13 protein-coding genes and 2 tRNA genes are annotated in these 16764 nt (G+C 64.2%); 2 read left to right on the forward strand and 13 right to left on the reverse strand.

The annotated features are described in order from the left end of the window. Positions 1-13: 13 nt before the first annotated feature. The 4 genes from DMO17_RS19505 to DMO17_RS06155 all read right to left on the reverse strand — a co-directional run bounded on the left by DMO17_RS19505 (position 14) and on the right by DMO17_RS06155 (position 2576). Positions 14-520 carry a hypothetical protein gene (locus tag DMO17_RS19505; protein ID WP_146224895.1) on the reverse strand — a complete coding sequence of 169 codons (507 nt, stop codon included), beginning with the start codon at positions 518-520 and terminating at the stop codon, positions 14-16. A 203-nt stretch (positions 521-723) separates the two neighbouring features. Next, positions 724-1215, reverse strand: coding sequence for a hypothetical protein (locus tag DMO17_RS19510; protein ID WP_146224896.1), 492 nt, complete (start codon positions 1213-1215; stop codon positions 724-726). A gap of 86 nt (positions 1216-1301) precedes the next feature. Continuing rightward, entirely contained in the window at positions 1302-2246 is a 945-nt protein-coding gene (locus DMO17_RS06150; RefSeq protein ID WP_258371491.1) for a restriction endonuclease, read from the reverse strand. A gap of 102 nt (positions 2247-2348) precedes the next feature. After that, the gene (locus DMO17_RS06155; protein WP_220034067.1) at positions 2349-2576 is read right to left on the reverse strand and encodes a hypothetical protein; all 228 of its coding nucleotides are present in this window, start codon (positions 2574-2576) and stop codon (positions 2349-2351) included. Positions 2577-2725: 149 nt separating this feature from the next. Between DMO17_RS06155 and DMO17_RS06160 the strand changes: the two genes are divergently transcribed. Then, positions 2726-3691: an integron integrase gene (locus DMO17_RS06160; RefSeq protein WP_110681627.1), complete on the forward strand. Its 966-nt coding sequence runs from the start codon at positions 2726-2728 to the stop codon at positions 3689-3691. Positions 3692-3734: 43 nt separating this feature from the next. On the opposite strand, the gene rimO is transcribed toward DMO17_RS06160, so the two are convergent. From rimO to DMO17_RS06185, 5 genes are all read right to left on the reverse strand, one after another. After that, on the reverse strand, positions 3735-5057 hold the full coding sequence (gene rimO, locus DMO17_RS06165; RefSeq protein ID WP_110681628.1) for a 30S ribosomal protein S12 methylthiotransferase RimO: 1323 nt from the start codon (positions 5055-5057) through the stop codon (positions 3735-3737). Between the two features lie 100 nt (positions 5058-5157). Beyond that, complete coding sequence (locus tag DMO17_RS06170) at positions 5158-5703, reverse strand: cytochrome b (RefSeq protein ID WP_110681629.1); 546 nt, start codon at positions 5701-5703, stop codon at positions 5158-5160. Between the two features lie 381 nt (positions 5704-6084). Then, positions 6085-10020, reverse strand: coding sequence for a trifunctional transcriptional regulator/proline dehydrogenase/L-glutamate gamma-semialdehyde dehydrogenase (putA, locus tag DMO17_RS06175; protein ID WP_110681630.1), 3936 nt, complete (start codon positions 10018-10020; stop codon positions 6085-6087). A 276-nt stretch (positions 10021-10296) separates the two neighbouring features. Continuing rightward, a tRNA-Met gene (locus tag DMO17_RS06180) sits at positions 10297-10373 on the reverse strand. Positions 10374-10488: 115 nt separating this feature from the next. Further along, positions 10489-10565: transfer RNA gene (locus DMO17_RS06185), tRNA-Met, on the reverse strand. A gap of 108 nt (positions 10566-10673) precedes the next feature. Here DMO17_RS06185 and dinB point away from each other — a divergent pair. Beyond that, positions 10674-11756 carry a DNA polymerase IV gene (gene dinB, locus DMO17_RS06190; protein ID WP_110681631.1) on the forward strand — a complete coding sequence of 361 codons (1083 nt, stop codon included), beginning with the start codon at positions 10674-10676 and terminating at the stop codon, positions 11754-11756. Between the two features lie 270 nt (positions 11757-12026). Here the strand turns inward: dinB and DMO17_RS06195 are convergent, their stop codons facing one another. The 4 genes from DMO17_RS06195 to DMO17_RS06210 are packed head-to-tail and all read right to left on the reverse strand — an operon-like array spanning position 12027 to position 16649. Further along, on the reverse strand, positions 12027-12431 hold the full coding sequence (locus DMO17_RS06195) for an META domain-containing protein (RefSeq protein ID WP_110681632.1): 405 nt from the start codon (positions 12429-12431) through the stop codon (positions 12027-12029). Then, positions 12428-12865, reverse strand: coding sequence for a hypothetical protein (locus DMO17_RS06200; RefSeq protein ID WP_110681633.1), 438 nt, complete (start codon positions 12863-12865; stop codon positions 12428-12430). Before DMO17_RS06200 ends, DMO17_RS06195 begins: the two co-directional genes overlap by 4 nt. 28 nt (positions 12866-12893) lie before the next feature. Continuing rightward, positions 12894-13889 carry a 2-hydroxyacid dehydrogenase gene (locus DMO17_RS06205; RefSeq protein ID WP_110681634.1) on the reverse strand — a complete coding sequence of 332 codons (996 nt, stop codon included), beginning with the start codon at positions 13887-13889 and terminating at the stop codon, positions 12894-12896. Between the two features lie 12 nt (positions 13890-13901). Next, positions 13902-16649 carry a response regulator gene (locus DMO17_RS06210; RefSeq protein WP_110681635.1) on the reverse strand — a complete coding sequence of 916 codons (2748 nt, stop codon included), beginning with the start codon at positions 16647-16649 and terminating at the stop codon, positions 13902-13904. Positions 16650-16764 lie beyond the last annotated feature (115 nt).

Below are 16764 nucleotides of genomic sequence, written 5' to 3' on the forward strand. Positions count from 1 at the left end.
GTTGAGCGTATTGTTATGTGCGAACACTTTGAATAAGCTCTTTTGCTTTTTTTAGCAAGAATGCTGCGATTGTGAAATTTGTACCGAGACCAGTAGCTACAAGTATTGCGCTAAGAAAGTGCCAGCCTAGCTCGCCAAATGTCGCCTGAATCTCTAGTGTGTTGGAATGAACCATTAGCGACCAAGGTGATGATGCCAATAATAAAAAGAATCCAGGGATGTTCAGGTCTTTGTGCCAGTGCCAGCCGTTGATGTGAAAAATCCACCATAGACTTTGGTAAGCCAGAAAAGCTGTGAAGCCCAGCGCGAATGTTGTTGTGTAGGTTCTTCGCATTGTCTTTGGCACATAACGTTTGGTTAAGGGGCCGCGGAACGCAGTCCCGAACGAGCGAAGCGAGTGGCTTGAACCAGTTGTTAGGCAGCGGGCATCGAGTCGTACATAGGACATGACTACCGCACTGTGGCCAACCCGCAACGGCCCTGCAAGCACCTGATTCGTTTTTGTTGGGAACTCATTCATGCGAGCTGTCCGGCCCGTACGAACATCGAGTGTGGCTTTTGGAAAGCAGCGCTTGAGCTAGAGCCGGCTAACGGCTTAACAGCACAATAATGAAAGACTTCCATGCCCGTACATGCCTCCAGTGCTTTTGCCGCCTAACGTTTGGTTAAGGGGCCGGCTTTAGCCGGTCCCGAGTGAGCGAAGCGAACGACTTGAACCAGTAGTTAGGAGCCATTTTTCATGAGCTCATTGTATTCTTTAAGGGCTTGCTGCATGCGCTCTTCGGTGAATCCGCTTTTGATCATTACGGGCATTATGAATTTATCAAGACTTTGGTCTGTTTCTTCGAAGAAGCTCCGATAGCTCTCTAGGCTCTCAATGACTTCCTCATATTTTCCCGCTGCCAGCATGTCCATGGCTTCTCTGAAGAAATGATGAGCTAGATATGCTCGTTTGTTTCTTGATTCGGTGAGTTTTTCTTCAAGGTCTGCAGGTAAAGTAGAAACTGACTTTAGTGCTTTTATTAAATTCCCAAGAGTTTTATCAAAATTGGATGCGTAGTAATTCTCGTATTCTTCGTCAGTCCATTTTCCTTTGGTGCGAGGAATGAGGTCTAAGAAGATCATTGCGTTAGCAATGCCGTGCTCTAGGCATTGAGCAAAGTACATCGCTGCTCCGTAATAGGCACATACTTCCTTGAAGTCCTCTCCGTCCACAGGCAATGGCTCCTAACGTTTGGTTAAGGGGCGGGCTTTAGCCCGTCCCAGAGAGCGAAGCGAACGGTTTGAACCATTTGTTAGCCTTAATACCCGAGGCCTCCCAGGTAGGCAGGAATTTCTGTAAGCGATTTGATCCGCTCTTTTTCCTTCCCTGTCAGATGCCTGCAGATATATGGGAATACCTGTAGAAGAAATTCTTTCATTGATTCATAGGCTTCATCTGAGTATGTATCGCCAGAGCGCAATTCATTCATAATGGTCATGATCCACTTGATGAAAATCGTCGGCATTAAAACGTCGGAAATGTCTTCCCAGCCATCAATCAATGTCTTGTCTTTTTGCCTCATGTATTGGGTAAGCACATCATCGCACCGCCCACGGCAAACCCAGAAAACATGCTCGAAGTGCTTGGCACCATTGATTCTGTGATGACTCATTTTCTGCCAGATGGTTATGATTCCATGATCATCTTGCTCAAAGAGTTCTTTGTGACAGACCTTACATTGGAGGCTTGGTTTTTCTGCAAAGATTTTTGCTGGCTGAGGGTTCTCCGTCTTCCAGGCGGATAAGGATTTGGGAAAAAATCTTTCAGCTATCTCAAGGCCCCTTGCTGAATGTAAAAGATGACCTTCTATTTTTTCACGATCAAATATTTGATATTCAATCTTGCCTTTTAACCCTTCCAGATTCCCGGCCAGACCAGCGCTTGCGATTGTTGAATAAAAACCTATAAAGCCTTGGCATTCATTGGCTTCTACGCGATCTCTGATGTTTGCATCATCACCTGGGTTTACAGAGTTCCCGCTGAATGCTTTATGTTTGCAACTAACCAGCCAGCGGATTATTGTTTCTCCGCCAACACCAGTTCTGCTTTCTTCGACAACTAGATCAACGCCGCCATCGGCCCCTCGATCTGGATCAGTAATAATTTTATATCCGACAAATTTCAGAAAATCTCTTGCGAATAGCTCAAAAGTATCTTGTAGTCCGCTCGCAATATGCGCTTCAGGTATTTCTTTGAAGTCCAATATAGACACGGTCTGCTGTACTCCGGTGTAGGGCTAACGTTTGGTTAAGGGGCCGGCTTTAGCCGGTCCCGAGTGAGCACAGCGAACGGCTTGAACCGTTTGTTAGGTGTTGCCACCAGAGGCCCAAGAGCTGCTGGCAGATAAATGCTTAGGGAGTGTTGCGACAACTGCTTCTGGACCTTCAATATCCCAAGAGAGCACGCAGCAACCACAGCCATTCATCTCCGATATAAATGTTAAAGAGCTAGCATTCTCTTGTAGCCAAGTCTCGGCAATTTCAGCCTCACCTTCATTATCGAGTAATGCACATATGGTGGCTTTGATGAGCACTCTGAGCACCTAACTATAAGTAGACGACACAAGTGGCGTAATTTTTTCCGCCACTTGTGTCGCATATCGTTCCTTGTCGTCCAGCAAGTCCTTGTCTAGCCTGCAGTTGGCATCAGGAGATGCGACATGAATCAGGGAGCAACAGCGACATGGATGACAAGCCCAGACTGCTCGATCAGGTACGCGAGCAAATTCGCCTTCGACACTATTCGATCCGCACCGAAGCTGTCTATCTGGAGTGGGTCAAGCGCTTTATCCGTTTTCACAAGTATCGCCATCCGCAGGAGATGGGAGCCCCGGAAGTCGAGGCTTTCCTGAGTGATCTGGCGGTGCGTCGGGATGTTTCGGCTTCGACGCAGAACCAGGCGTTGTCGGCGATTCTCTTCCTTTATAAGCAGGTCTTGCAGATCGAGCTGCCGTGGATGGATGGCGTGATTAGGGCGCGCCGTCCGCAGCGCCTGCCGGTGGTGTTGACTCGGGAGGAAGTGGCGAGCGTGCTGGCGCAACTGGACGGCACGCTGTGGTTGATCGCCAGCCTGCTGTATGGCTCCGGCATGCGCTTGATGGAAGTGCTGCGTTTGCGGGTCAAGGATGTAGAGTTTGCTCGCCTGGAAATCCTGATCCGCGATGGCAAGGGACAGAAGGATCGGGTGACCATGCTGCCACGCAAGCTGGCAGCGCCCCTGGAGCTGCATCTGCAGCGGGTACGAGCCCTGCATGAGCAGGATCTGCAGGAGGGCTATGGCCGGGCCAACCTGCCGCATGCCCTGGCGCGCAAGTATCCCAACGCGGCTGCCGAGTGGGGCTGGCAGTTCGTGTTTCCTTCGGTCAATCGCTCGGCCGACCCGCGCTCCGGTGGCATCTTTCGTCATCACCTACACGAGAAGACTATCCAGCGGGCGATTCGCAATGCGGTGCGCCGGGTCGGCCTGCACAAGCCAGCCACGCCGCACACCTTGCGCCATTCCTTCGCCACCCACCTGCTGGAGAGCGGGCAGGACATCCGTACGGTGCAGGAGCTGCTCGGCCACGCCGATGTGAAGACCACGCAGATCTATACCCATGTGCTCAATCGCGGTGGCTTGGGCGTGCTGAGCCCGCTCGACCGGGCATGAAAAAGCCCCGCATTGGCGGGGCTGTTTTCGCAGCGCTATACGGTCAGACCAGCTCGGCCCAGAGGTCGTACTCGTCGGCATCCACCACGCGCACGCGCACCTTGTCGCCGGGTTGCACCGTGGTGGAGTCGATGAACACGCTGCCGTCGATTTCCGGCGCATCGGCCCAGGAGCGGGCGACGGCGCCTTCGTGGTCGACTTCGTCGATCAGTACTTCGATCTCGGTACCGATCTTACGCTGCAGGCGGGCGGCGCTGATGGCTTGCTGGTGGGCCATGAAGCGCTCCCAGCGCTCCTGCTTGACGTCGTCCGGTACCGGCTCCAGGCCCAGGTCGTTGGCCGGGGCGCCGTCCACCGGGCTGTACTGGAAGCAGCCGACGCGGTCGAGCTGGGCTTCGGTCAGCCAGTCCAGCAGGTACTGGAAGTCCTCTTCGGTTTCGCCGGGGAAGCCGACGATGAAGGTGGAGCGGATGGTCAGCTCCGGGCATATCTCGCGCCAGCTCTTGATGCGAGCCAGGGTCTTGTCCTCGAAGGCCGGGCGCTTCATGGCCTTGAGCACTTTCGGGCTGGCGTGCTGGAAGGGGATGTCCAGGTAGGGCAGCAGCTTGCCGGCGGCCATCAGCGGGATCACGTCATCGACGTTGGGGTAGGGGTAGACGTAGTGCAGGCGCACCCACACGCCCATGCTGGAGAGTGCTTCGCACAGCTCCTTCATGCGCGTCTTGACCGGCTGGCCTTCCCAGAAGTCGGTCTTGTATTTGAGGTCGACGCCGTAGGCGCTGGTGTCCTGGCTGATCACCAGCAGCTCCTTGACCCCGGCCTTGACCAGGCGCTGGGCCTCGGACAGCACGTCGCCGACCGGGCGGCTGACCAGCTTGCCGCGCATGGAGGGGATGATGCAGAAGCTGCAGCTGTGGTTGCAGCCCTCGGAAATCTTCAGGTAGGCGTAGTGGCGCGGGGTGAGCTTGATGCCCTGCGGCGGCACCAGGTCGACGTAGGGGTTGTGGTCGGCCTTGGGCGGGATCACCTCGTGTACGGCGTTGACCACCTGCTCGTACTGCTGCGGGCCGGTGACGGCCAGCACGCTCGGGTGCACGTCGCGGATGGCGTTCTCGGACACGCCCATGCAGCCGGTGACGATCACCTTGCCGTTCTCGGCGATGGCTTCGCCGATGGTGTCCAGCGACTCGGCCTTGGCGCTGTCGATGAAGCCGCAGGTGTTGACCACCACCACGTCGGCATCCTGGTAGGTCGGGACGATCTCGTACCCTTCCATGCGCAGCTGGGTGAGGATGCGTTCGGAGTCGACGGTGGCCTTCGGGCAACCCAGGGAGACGAATCCGACTTTCGGTGTGGCGGTGGACATCGGTGGCTAACCTCGAGCGGGCGCTCGCGGGCGCCTCTGATCAAAAAGTGCGCAATTCTAGCGATGCCCGCGAGGCTTTTCCAGCACTGTCGGTCGCTGTTCAGCGCCCCGGCAGTATGCGCGTCAGGGTGTTGTCGCGGCTGACGTAGTGATGGAACAGGCCGGCGGCGGCGTGCAGGCCGATCAGCCAGTAGCCGGCCTCGGCGATTTGTCCATGCCAGTGCTCGAGCTGCTCACCCAGGTCGTGGTTCGGTTCCATCAGCGGCGGCAGCTCCAGGCCGAAGAAGGGAATCGGTTTGGCAAAGGCGCTGAGGATCAACCAGCCGAGCAGCGGGGTGCAGATCATCAGGCCATAGAGTGCCAGGTGCATCAGTTTGGCCGGGATCGCCTGCCAGGCCGGAATGGCCGGGACTATCTTCGGCGTGGGCGCGATGAGCCTGGCCAGCAGGCGCAACCAGACCAGGAAAAAAATGCTCAGGCCGAGGATGAAGTGGGTCTGCTTCATCAACTCGCGGCCATCCGAACCCTTGGGGAACAGACCGCGAAACTCCATGGTGAAGTACACGGTGGCAATCATCACCAGCATCAGCCAGTGCAGGGCGATGGACAGGCTGCCGTAGCGCCGCTCGTCATTTTTCCAGCTCATCTCGTTTCCTCGTGGGGTGGAGCGTCGGGCAAAGCTTAGCCCGGTAAAGCTTAAGGAATGCTGAGGGAGGTCAAGGGAGGGTGGACGCGGGGCCCGTGGGCCCCGTTCCGGCGCCGGCCGGGTAGGCTGGCGCATGGCACCGAGGTGCCGGCAGGGAAGGCGCGTCGCACCGGGTGGGTAACCCCCTGTGCAGGTGTGCGACGCGTGGCGTCCGACGCGGCCGAGCCGCGGCATGGCCGGTTTGGGCGCTCTGGCGGAGCTCCCGGGTGTGAATCTGGCTTTCCTGGGTGCGTTGGTGGCGCAAGCATGCCGCGCCAGGCTTTCACCCCGCTTTCATGCCCTCGTCCACCCGTTGCGGATGGGCGAGGGCATGCTCGGGTCTTAGCCGATGGTCATCAGGCTGGCGTTGCCGCCGGCCGCCGCGGTGTTGACGCTCAGGGCGTGCTCGATCAGCAGGCGCTCTAGCGGGATGTCGGTCTCGCCCTTGTTCAGGCCGTGCACGCTGACGATCGCGCCCTTGCGCTGGGCCGCCTGGCGGCTGACCTCGCGCAGCTGGTCGGAGTCGCCGTGGTGCAGGATGGCGTCGAACTCGGCGTCGCCACCGGTCCAGTCGGCCACCAGGGCGATGCGCTTCTGCACCTCCTTGGGCAGCTCGGCGAACAGGCTGCGCTGGCTTTCCGGCCACAGTGCGTGGCTGCCCACGGCCAGGGTCGCGGCCAGCTCGGCGAGCAGGTCGGCGCGTTCCTCGGCCAGGTTCAGCACGCGCTCGCGCGGCAGCAGGGTGTAGCTGTTGCGCTCGCCGGTCGGGCCGGCCAGCAGGTGGCTGGTGTAGCTCTGCGACAGGGCGAGGTACTGCTCGAACAGGGCCGCGATGCCCGGCTCCTGCTTGCCGGCCCAGGCGGCGAAGGCGGCGCGCGCCTTGTCCAGCTCGGTCGGCAGGGCCAGCGCCTGCACGTTGTCGCCCTTGAGGTACTGGGCCACGGCCTCCTGCGGACGGGTCGACAGCAGGCGGTACAGGTACAGCGGCCCGCCGGCCTTGGGACCGGTGCCGGACAGGCCTTCACCGCCGAACGGCTGCACGCCGACCACGGCGCCGACGATGTTGCGGTTGACGTAGAGGTTGCCGACCTTGGCGCTGTCCACCACCTGGGTGATGGTCTCGTCGATGCGCGTGTGCACGCCGAGGGTCAGGCCGTAGCCGCTGTCGTTGATCTGCTGCAGCAGGTTGTCGAGGTCGGCGCGCTGGTAGCGCACCAGGTGCAGCACCGGGCCAAAGATCTCGCGCTTCATCTCGTCGAAGCTGTCCAGCTCGATCAGGGTCGGCAGCACGAAGGTGCCGCGCTTGAGCTCCTCGGCGTCGGCGCGGGCGGCCTGGAAGACCTTGCGGCCCTTCTCGCGCATCTTCTGGATGTGCTGCTCGATATTGGCCTTGGCCTCGGCGTCGATCACCGGGCCGATGTCGGTGTGCAGGCGTTCCGGCGAGCCGATGCGGTACTCGGCCATGGCGCCCTTGAGCATTTCCACCACGCGGTCGGCCACGTCGGCCTGCACGCACAGCACGCGCAGGGCCGAGCAGCGCTGGCCGGCGCTGTCGAAGGCGGAGCTGACCACGTCGATCACCACCTGCTCGGCCAGGGCCGAGGAGTCAACGATCATGGCGTTGAGGCCGCCGGTCTCGGCGATCAGCGGGATGGTGCGGCCCTGGGCGTCCAGGCGCCCGGCGATGTTGCGCTGGAGGATGCCGGCCACTTCGGTGGAGCCGGTGAACATCACGCCGCGCACGCGCTCGTCGCCCACCAGGCGGGCGCCGACGGTCTCGCCGCGGCCCGGCAGCAGCTGCACGGCGCCGGCCGGTACGCCGGCCTCGAGCAGGATGCGCACGGCCTGGGCGGCGATCAGCGGGGTCTGCTCGGCCGGCTTGGCCAGCACGGTGTTGCCGGCGGCCAGCGCGGCGCAGACCTGGCCGGTGAAGATCGCCAGCGGGAAGTTCCACGGGCTGATGCACACCACCGGGCCCAGCGGGCGGTGGCTGTCGTTGCCGAAGCTGCGCGCCTGGGCGGCGTAATAGCGGAGGAAGTCCACCGCCTCGCGCACCTCGGCGATGGCATTGGCGAAGGTCTTGCCCGACTCGCGTACCAGCAGGCCCATCAGCTGCTGGATCTCGCTCTCCATCAGGTCGGCAGCGCGCTCCAGCACGGCGGCGCGCTCGGCCGGCAGGGTCGACTGCCAGATCTGCCCGCTGGCCTGGGCGCAGAGGATGGCGCTCTTGACGTCGGCCTCGCTGGCCTCGTGCACATGGCCGACCAGGTCGCGGTGGTCGGCCGGGTTGCGCACCGGCTCGGCCGGGCCCGGGTTGGGCGTGTCGCAGCCGAGCATGGGGCCGGCCACGTAGCTGGTGTTGGTGGAGGTCAGCAGCGCCGAGCTGAGCGAGCCGAGGCGGTGCTCGTTGGCCAGGTCGATGCCGCTGGAGTTGGCGCGGGCGGCGCCGTAGAGGTCACGCGGCAGCGGGATGCGCGGGTGCGGCAGGCCGACGGCGCCTTCCTGGGCGGCCATCTGCTCGACCTGCTCGACCGGGTCCAGCACCAGCTCCTTGAGCGAGATGCTGTGGTCGGCGATGCGGTTGACGAAGCTGGTGTTGGCGCCGTTTTCCAGCAGGCGACGCACCAGGTAGGCCAGCAGCGTCTCGTGGCTGCCGACCGGGGCGTAGATGCGGCACGGGCGATTGTACTTGCCGTCCTTGACCGAGCCGACCACCTGCTCGTAGAGCGGCTCGCCCATGCCGTGCAGGCACTGGAACTCGTACTGGCCCGGGTAGTAGTTCTGCCCGGCCAGCTGGTAGATGGCCGACAGCGAGTGGGCGTTGTGGGTGGCGAACTGCGGGTAGATGGCTTCCGGCACAGCCAGCAGCTTGCGCGCGCAGGCGATGTAGGAGACGTCGGTGTAGGGCTTGCGGGTGTAGACCGGGTAGCCCTCCAGGCCCTCGACCTGGGCGCGCTTGATCTCGCTGTCCCAGTAGGCGCCTTTTACCAGGCGGATCATCAGGCGGTGGCGGCTGCGCTTGGCCAGGTCGATGACGTAGTCGATCACGTACGGGCAGCGCTTCTGATAGGCCTGGATGACAAAGCCGATGCCGTTCCAGCCGGCCAGTTCCGGGGCGAAGCACAGGCGCTCGAGCAGGTCGAGGGAGATTTCCAGACGGTCGGCTTCCTCGGCGTCGATGTTGATGCCGATGTCGTACTGCTTGGCCAGCTTGGTCAGGTTCAGCAGGATCGGGTACAGCTCGTCCATCACGCGGTCGTACTGGGCGCGGCTGTAGCGCGGGTGCAGGGCCGACAGCTTGATCGAGATGCCCGGGCCCTCGTAGATGCCGCGGCCGTGCGAGGCCTTGCCGATGGCGTGGATGGCCTGCTCGTAGGAGGCCAGGTAGCGCTTGGCGTCTTCCTCGGTCAGCGCGGCCTCGCCGAGCATGTCGTAGGAGTAGCGGAAGCCGCGGGCTTCCATGTTGCTGGCGTTGGCCAGGGCCTCGCCGATGGTCTCGCCGGTGACGAACTGCTCGCCCATCAGGCGCATGGCCATGTCCACGCCCTTGCGGATCACCGGCTCGCCGCTCTTGCCGATCAGGCGGTTGAGCGAGGAGGTGAGGCCGGCCTCGTTGTGGGTGGACACCAGCTTGCCGGTGATCAGCAGGCCCCAGCTGGCGGCGTTGACGAACATCGACGGGCTCTGGCCGAGGTGCTGGCTCCAGTTGCCGTTGGCGATCTTGTCGCGGATCAGGGCGTCGCGGGTGGCCTTGTCCGGGATGCGCAGCAGCGCCTCGGCCAGGCACATCAGCGCCACGCCTTCCTGGGACGACAGCGAGAACTCCTGCAGCAGGCCCTGCACCAGGCCCTGGCGGCCACCGGCGCTCTTCTGGTTGCGCAGCTTCTCGGCAATGCCCAGGGCCATGCCGTTGGCGGCCTCGGCCAGCTCCTTGGGCAGGCGCGCCTGCTCCAGCAGCATCGGCAGCGCCTCGGTTTCCGGGCGGCGGTAGGCGGCGGTGATGGCGGCGCGCAGCACCGACTGCGGCAGGATGCTTTCGGCGAAGTCGAGGAATACCTGCAGGCCCGCCTCGTTCAGGTGCTCCACCGCCTCCTCGCCGGCTGCGGCGGCCAGGCCGGCGTGCTCGGCCGGGGTCAGGCCACCCTCGACCTGCTCCAGATAGTTGAAGATCGCCTGCTTGATCAGCCAGTGCGGCGTACGGTCGAGCTGCTGGGCTGCTTTCTTGAGACGTTCGCGGGTGGCGTCGTCGAGTTTCACGCCAAGGGTGGTGGTCGCCATGGGTAAATCCTATCTGCAGTGGAGCGCGGATAACGCGTGGCCGAGAGAGTAAGCGCAGGATCGACCTGGGTGCAACTAGGTGCAACCTTATTGTTCAGGCTATGCCGACGAGTTGCACTTTGTTGGGTGTGCCGAGTTGCGCCTATGTTCGGCAAACACGCGCATGTCAGCTGCAGCATAGGAGAGATTGCCGAGGCGGGTGGCGGGCGGGGATTTTCGGCGGGCAAAAAGAAAACCCCGCAGCGCTTGCGCACTGCGGGGTTTCTCTCTGGTATTTGGTTGCGGGAGCCGGATTTGAACCGACGACCTTCGGGTTATGAGCCCGACGAGCTACCAGACTGCTCCATCCCGCGGCGCCCATTCTACTCAGGAATACATCTCTGTCAATCGATTTATTGCTTTTGATCGAAAACATAAATCGTAGACGAACGAAAAAGGCCACTCGTTTGAGTGGCCTTTTCTTGAATCTGGTTGCGGGAGCCGGATTTGAACCGACGACCTTCGGGTTATGAGCCCGACGAGCTACCAGACTGCTCCATCCCGCGGCGGCCATTCTACTCAGGAGCGCTCTTGTGTCAACCTCTGTTTTGGGAAAATTGTTTTATCGTCAGATGCTTAGCGTGCCAGAGGTGTAGACTGCAGGCTCTCAGGGCATGCCCGGCGGGGCTTTCGGGACTTCCGTGCGCAAGATCATCCACATTGACTGCGACTGCTTCTACGCCGCCATCGAGATGCGCGACGATCCGCGCCTGGCCGGCAAGCCGCTGGCCGTCGGTGGCGCGGCGGATCGGCGCGGGGTGATCGCCACCTGCAACTACGAGGCGCGGGCCTGGGGCGTGCGCTCGGCCATGCCGACCGGGCAGGCGCTCAAGCTGTGTCCGGATCTGCTGGTGGTGAAGCCGCGGATGGACGCCTACAAGGCGGTATCGCGGGAAATCCACGCGATCTTCCGCGACTACACCGAGATCATCGAGCCGCTGTCGCTGGACGAGGCCTACCTGGACGTATCCGCCACCCAGCATTTCGCCGGCAGTGCTACCCGCATCGCCCAGGACATCCGCCGGCGGGTATCCCAGGAGTTGCACATCACGGTGTCGGCCGGGGTGGCGCCGAACAAGTTCCTGGCCAAGATCGCCAGCGACTGGCGCAAGCCCAATGGGCTGTTCGTGATCACCCCGGACCAGGTCGAGGCGTTCGTCGCCGCGCTGCCGGTGGGCAAGCTGCATGGCGTGGGCAAGGTCACCGCGGACAAGCTGGGGCGCCTGGGGATTGCCACCTGCGCGGACCTGCGCGAGTGGAGCAAACTGGCTCTGGCGCGCGAGTTCGGCAGCTTCGGCGAGCGCCTGTGGAGCCTGGCACGCGGTATCGACGAGCGCCCCGTGCAGGTGGACAGCCGGCGCCAGTCGGTGAGTGTGGAAACCACCTACGACCATGACCTGCCGGATCTGGCCGCCTGCCTGGAGCACCTGCCCGAGCTGCTGGCGCAGCTCGACACGCGCATGGTACGGCTGGACGCCAGCTACCGGCCGGACAAGCCGTTCGTCAAGATCAAGTTCCACGACTTCAGCCAGACCACCCTGGAGCAGGCCGGCGCGCGCCGTGACCTGGACAGCTACAAGCTGCTGCTGAGCGCCGCCTTCGCCCGTGGCAACAAGCCGGTGCGCCTGCTCGGCGTGGGGGTGCGTCTGCAGGATCTGCGCGGCCGGCATGAGCAGCTGGAGTTGTTCGAGGGGTAGGGCATCGAACAGCCTGGCTGTGGCTCCCCTCTCCCACTTGTGGGAGAGGGGACGGGGGAGAGGGTATGTGGCCGGCCCTCTCCCTAACCCTCTCCCGTAAACGGGAGAGGGGATGGGGGGGCTGGAGAGGTCCATGTCGGCAGGGTGCTACGGCCCCTCTCGCTCATTGATGGGAGAGGGGCGAGTAGCCCGGATGAAATCCGGGAAAGCAGGCAACTTCGCCCCCGGATTGCATCCGGGCTACCGCGGAAAGAGGCTGCGGAGGACTGTTCAGCCTTCTTCCGGCCACAGCCGGATCGGCTTGCCCGCCGCCGGCCACAGGCGCAGCTGGCCGATGCCGGACACGTCCCAGCGCTGCACCTGGCCCAGGGCTTCGAGGAAGCGCTGCTCCTGTTCCATCAGGGCGGGTGCGCACAGCTTGCGGGTGGCGCCAGCCTGGGCGAAGGTCAGCTTCTCGCCATCACGCTGGTAGCTGGCGAACCAGTGGTTGCAGCCGGCGCTGCCATAGGCGCGGCCATCCTCGCCGAGGGTGATGGTGAGGTGGCTGCGGTCGATCAGCGGGCGCTCGCCGATCCATTCCACGCGATAGGTCTTGTCGCTTTCCAGCTGTACCGGGTCGCTGGCGCAACCGGCCAGGGTGGCGGCGAGCAGCGCGGGAACCAGGGTGTGCTTCATAGGCTTTGCTCCTTGCAGGCAGGGCAGAAGTGCTTGCCGCCGCGGCTGGCCCAGCCCAGTTCGGCCAGCCGTGCTTCGGCCGCCGGGGCCTGGGCCTTGGCGCCGAGGCTGGCGTCGACGGCGAATTCCAGGTCGATGCGCTTGCCGCAGCCGTCGCAGTCGACCTGCCAATTATGAATGGCCAGTTCGCGGAAGACCGGGCCGCTGGCCACCGCCAGCCACTGTCCGGGCGGGTTGATCAGGTGGCGGACCTTCTCCACGGCCAGGCTCATGGACAGCTCGCGGCTGCCCTTGAGGGTCACCAGCAGGGTGTCGCCGGCCTGTATGGCGCCACCGTTGCCGGTGACCTGGTAGCGGCCCGGCGCCAGGGCGCGGCATTCGGTCAGGGTGTGTTGCGGGTTGAGCAGGGTGTAGCGGAAATCGTGGGTGGTCATGCAGCCTCCTGAGCTGCGCGGGATGCTATCACGCGGCAGCGGTCACCCGGTTGAGCGGCGTGCCGGCGGCCCAGGCGGCGATGTTGTCCAGGGTGGTGGTGGCGATGGCGGCCAGCGCCTCGCGGGTGAGGAAGGCCTGGTGGGCGGTGACGATGACGTTGGGGAAGGTCAGCAGGCGCGCCAGTACGTCGTCCTGCAGCGGCTGGTCGGAACGGTCCTCGAAGAACAGTTCGGCCTCTTCCTCATACACGTCGATGCCCAGGTAGCCGAGCTGGCCGCTCTTCAGCGCGCCGATCAGCGCCGGGGTGTCGACCAGCGCGCCGCGCCCGGTGTTGATCAGCATGGCGCCGCGCTTCATCTGTGCCAGCCGGGCGCTGTCGATCAGGTGGCGGCTGCCCTCGTTCAACGGGCAGTGCAGGCTGATGATGTCGCTTGCCGCGATCAGGTGGTTGAGGGTGACCTGGTGGCCACCGAAACTCGCCAGCTCAGGCACCGGATAGGGGTCGTAGACCAGCACCCGGCAGCCGAAGCCGGCCATGATGCCGGCGAAGGCCTGGCCGATCTTGCCGGCGCCTATCACGCCCACCGTCTTGCCGTGCAGGTCGAAGCCGGTCAGCCCGTGCAGCGAGAAATCGCCCTCGCGGGTGCGGTTGAAGGCGCGGTGGATGCGCCGGTTCAGCGCCAGGATCAGCGCCACCGCGTGCTCGGCCACCGCATGCGGCGAATAGGCCGGCACCCGCGCCACGGCCAGCCCCAGGCGCTCGGCGGCCACCAGGTCGACATGGTTGTAGCCGGCCGAGCGCAGGGCGATCAGGCGCGTGCCGCCGGCGGCCAGGCGCTCCAGCACCGGCGCGGACAGGTCGTCGTTGATGAAGGCGCAGACCACCGCGCAGCCTTCGGCCAGGGCAGCGGTGTCGGCGCGCAGCAGGCAGTCCTGGAATTCCAGCTGCCAGTCGGTGGGCAGTGTGTGGGCGCGGAAGCTCTCGCGGTCGTAGGGCTTGCTGCTGAACAGCACGATGCGCATGGAGTCGCTCCTTCAGGCGCCGACGGCGGCCTGCTCGGCCAGGCGGGTGATAGCCATGTCCAGTTCGTCGAGGGCGGCCTGGGCCGCCGGGTCGTCCTGCTTGAGCAGGGTCTCGCTGCGCTGGCAGGCGGCGCGCAGCTGCGGCACCCCGCAGTAGCGGGTGGCGCCGTGCAGGCGATGCACCCGCTCGATCAGCGCGCCGCGCTCGCCGGCCTCGCGGGCCTGGCGGATGGCCTGGCGGTCGGCGGGCAGGCCGGCCAGCAGCATGCTCAGCATGTCGGCGGCCAGGTCGGCCTTGCCGGCGGCCAGGCGCAGGCCCTCCTCGGGGTCGAGTACGCGCAGCGCAGCCGTCGACGGCGGCGCCTCGGGGGCGCTCGGCGCGGCGTGGTTGCGCAGGGCCAGGCCGGTCCACTTGAGCACCACCTGGGCCAGCTGGCGTTCGTTGATCGGCTTGGTCAGGTAGTCGTCCATGCCGCCCTGCAGCAGGGCGCGCTTCTCGTTGGCCAGGGCGTGGGCGGTGAGGGCGACTATGGGCAACGGGCTGCGCTCGCGCTCCTGCTCCCACTGACGGATCGCCTCGGTGGCCTGGCGCCCGTCCATCCCAGGCATCTGTACGTCCATGAACACCAGGTCGAAGGACTGTTGCTGCACCGCCTCGATGGCGGCGTAGCCGCTGTCCACGGCGGTGACCTCGGCGCCCATGTCGCCGAGCAGGGTGCGCACCAGCAGCAGGTTGGCCGGGTTGTCGTCGACGCACAGCAGGCGCGGCGCGCGGCTGGTCAGCGGGGCCGGCGTCTCGGCCTTGGGCTGGCGCGGGTGGATCAGGTCGATCAGGGCGCGCAGCAGCTTGCGCGTGCAGGCCGGCTTGGCCTGTACCTGGATTTCCGGTTGCGCCTCCAGATAGCGCGCCTGCTCGGTGGTGGGGCAGAGCACCAGGGCCTTGCAGCCGAGCCGCTCGAGGTCCCAGATGCGCTGGCCGAGCTGCTCGGGCGGGAGTTGCTGTAGGCACACGCCGAGCACTGCCAGCTCGATCGGCCGGCCGTCCTGGCGCTGGCGCGCCACCTGTTCCAGCAGCGCGTCCAGGCTGGTGCAGTCCTGCACCTGCAGTCCGCAGTCCTCCAGCTGGTGCTGCAGGGCCTGGCGGGTCAGTTCGTGGCTCTCCAGCAGGGCCACGCGACGGCCCTCGAGCGGCACGCGCGGCAGGTCGTCACCGTCGTCGCGGGCCTTGGGCAGGGTCAGGCTGATCCAGAATTCCGAGCCGCTGCCGGGGTTGCTGTCGACGCCGATCTCGCCGCCCATCTGCTCGATCAGGCGCTTGGAGATGACCAGGCCGAGGCCGGTGCCGCCGGCCTGGCGGGAGAGCGAGTTGTCGGCCTGGCTGAAGGCCTGGAACAGCGCGCGCAGGTCGTCGTCGGACAGGCCGACGCCGGTGTCCTGCACGCTGATGCGCAGCTGGGCACGCTCGTCGTTCTCGTCCTCGACCATGGCGCGCACGGCGATGCTGCCCTCGCGGGTGAACTTGATGGCGTTGCTCACCAGGTTGGTCAGCACCTGCTTCAGGCGCAGCGGGTCGCCCTGCAGGGCCAGCGGGGTGTCGCGGTAGATCAGGCTGACCAGCTCCAGGCGCTTGTCGTGGGCGGCGGGGGCGAGGATGGTCAGGCAGTCCTGGATCAGGTCGCGCAGGTTGAACGGGATGCTTTCCAGCACCAGCTTGCCGGCCTCGATCTTGGAGAAGTCGAGGACCTCGTTGATGATCCCCAGCAGGCTCTCGGCGGACTTCTCGATGGTGCCCAGGTAGTCCTGCTGGCGCGGCGTCAGCTCGCTCTTCTGCAGCAGGCCGGTGAAGCCGAGGATGCCGTTGAGCGGGGTGCGGATCTCATGGCTCATGTTGGCCAGGAACTCGGACTTGATGCGGCTGGCCTCCAGGGCCTCCTTGCGCGCCAGGTCCAGCTCGATGTTCTGGATCTCGATGGTTTCCAGGTTCTGCCGCACGTCCTCGGTGGCCTGGTCGATGCTGTGCTGCAGCTCCTCCTGGGCGTTCTGCAGCGACTCGGCCATGCGGTTGATGCCGGCCGCCAGCTCGTCCATCTCGTGGCTGCCCAGGGGCGGCAGGCGGGTCTCCAGGTGGCCTTCCTTGAGCTGGTTGACGCCCTGCTGGATGTGGCGCAGGGGGTCGTTGATGGTGCGGCTCATGCGCAGGGCGAGCAGGGCGGTGACGGAGAGGCCGGCGATGATCAGCAGCAGACTGGCGAACAGGCTGCGATAGCCCTGCAGCAGGGTGCGATGGTGCGACAGCTCCAGCTCGACCCAGCCCAGCAGGCGGTCGGCGCTGTCCGGTTCGCTGGGGCCGGCCAGGCTCTGGTGGCGGCCGAACACCGGCAGCAGGAAGCGTGTGGCATCCTGGCTGGTGCGGGTGGCCAGCGGCTCGACGGTGAGCTGCGGCGGCTCGTTGAGCATGCTCGGCCCGGCCTGGGCCAGGCTGCGCCGCTCGGTGGAGAGGAAGCCGACGGCACGCACGTCCTGCTGGTTCAGGGTCTCCTCGGCCAGGCGCTTGAGCTGGGCGCTGTCCTCGCGGGCCAGGGCTGGTGCGGCCAGCGGCGCCAGGTGCTGTACCACCAGCTCGCCGCGCACCAGCAGCTGGCTGCGCAGGTCGGCCAGCTGCATCCAGGTGAAATAGCCGCCCAGCAGCAGCGCCAGCAGGCTGGTGGGGAGCAGGGTGAGCAGCAGCACGCGGCCCTTGATGCCGAGGTCCTTGAACACGGGGTTCTCCAGCGATCCGATGTTCCGCGAGTTTAGCGGCTGGGCCGGTGGGCGGACAGCGTGGCGATATGGCCGGCGGCGGTTTGCCGCTATCATGGGGCACCTGTTTCACGAA

The sequence above is a fragment of the Aquipseudomonas alcaligenes genome (assembly GCF_003205495.1).
Lineage (GTDB): Bacteria > Pseudomonadota > Gammaproteobacteria > Pseudomonadales > Pseudomonadaceae > Aquipseudomonas > Aquipseudomonas alcaligenes_B.

Coding starts and splice junctions, on each gene's coding strand:
- putA (WP_110681630.1), bottom strand. CDS start 10,020: ATGGCGACCACCACCCTTGGCGTGAAACTCGACGACGCCACCCGCGAA.
- DMO17_RS06195 (WP_110681632.1), bottom strand. CDS start 12,431: ATGAAGCACACCCTGGTTCCCGCGCTGCTCGCCGCCACCCTGGCCGGT.
- DMO17_RS06160 (WP_110681627.1), top strand. CDS start 2,726: ATGGATGACAAGCCCAGACTGCTCGATCAGGTACGCGAGCAAATTCGC.
- DMO17_RS06200 (WP_110681633.1), bottom strand. CDS start 12,865: ATGACCACCCACGATTTCCGCTACACCCTGCTCAACCCGCAACACACC.
- rimO (WP_110681628.1), bottom strand. CDS start 5,057: ATGTCCACCGCCACACCGAAAGTCGGATTCGTCTCCCTGGGTTGCCCG.
- DMO17_RS06205 (WP_110681634.1), bottom strand. CDS start 13,889: ATGCGCATCGTGCTGTTCAGCAGCAAGCCCTACGACCGCGAGAGCTTC.
- dinB (WP_110681631.1), top strand. CDS start 10,674: ATGCCCGGCGGGGCTTTCGGGACTTCCGTGCGCAAGATCATCCACATT.
- DMO17_RS19505 (WP_146224895.1), bottom strand. CDS start 520: ATGAATGAGTTCCCAACAAAAACGAATCAGGTGCTTGCAGGGCCGTTG.
- DMO17_RS06170 (WP_110681629.1), bottom strand. CDS start 5,703: ATGAGCTGGAAAAATGACGAGCGGCGCTACGGCAGCCTGTCCATCGCC.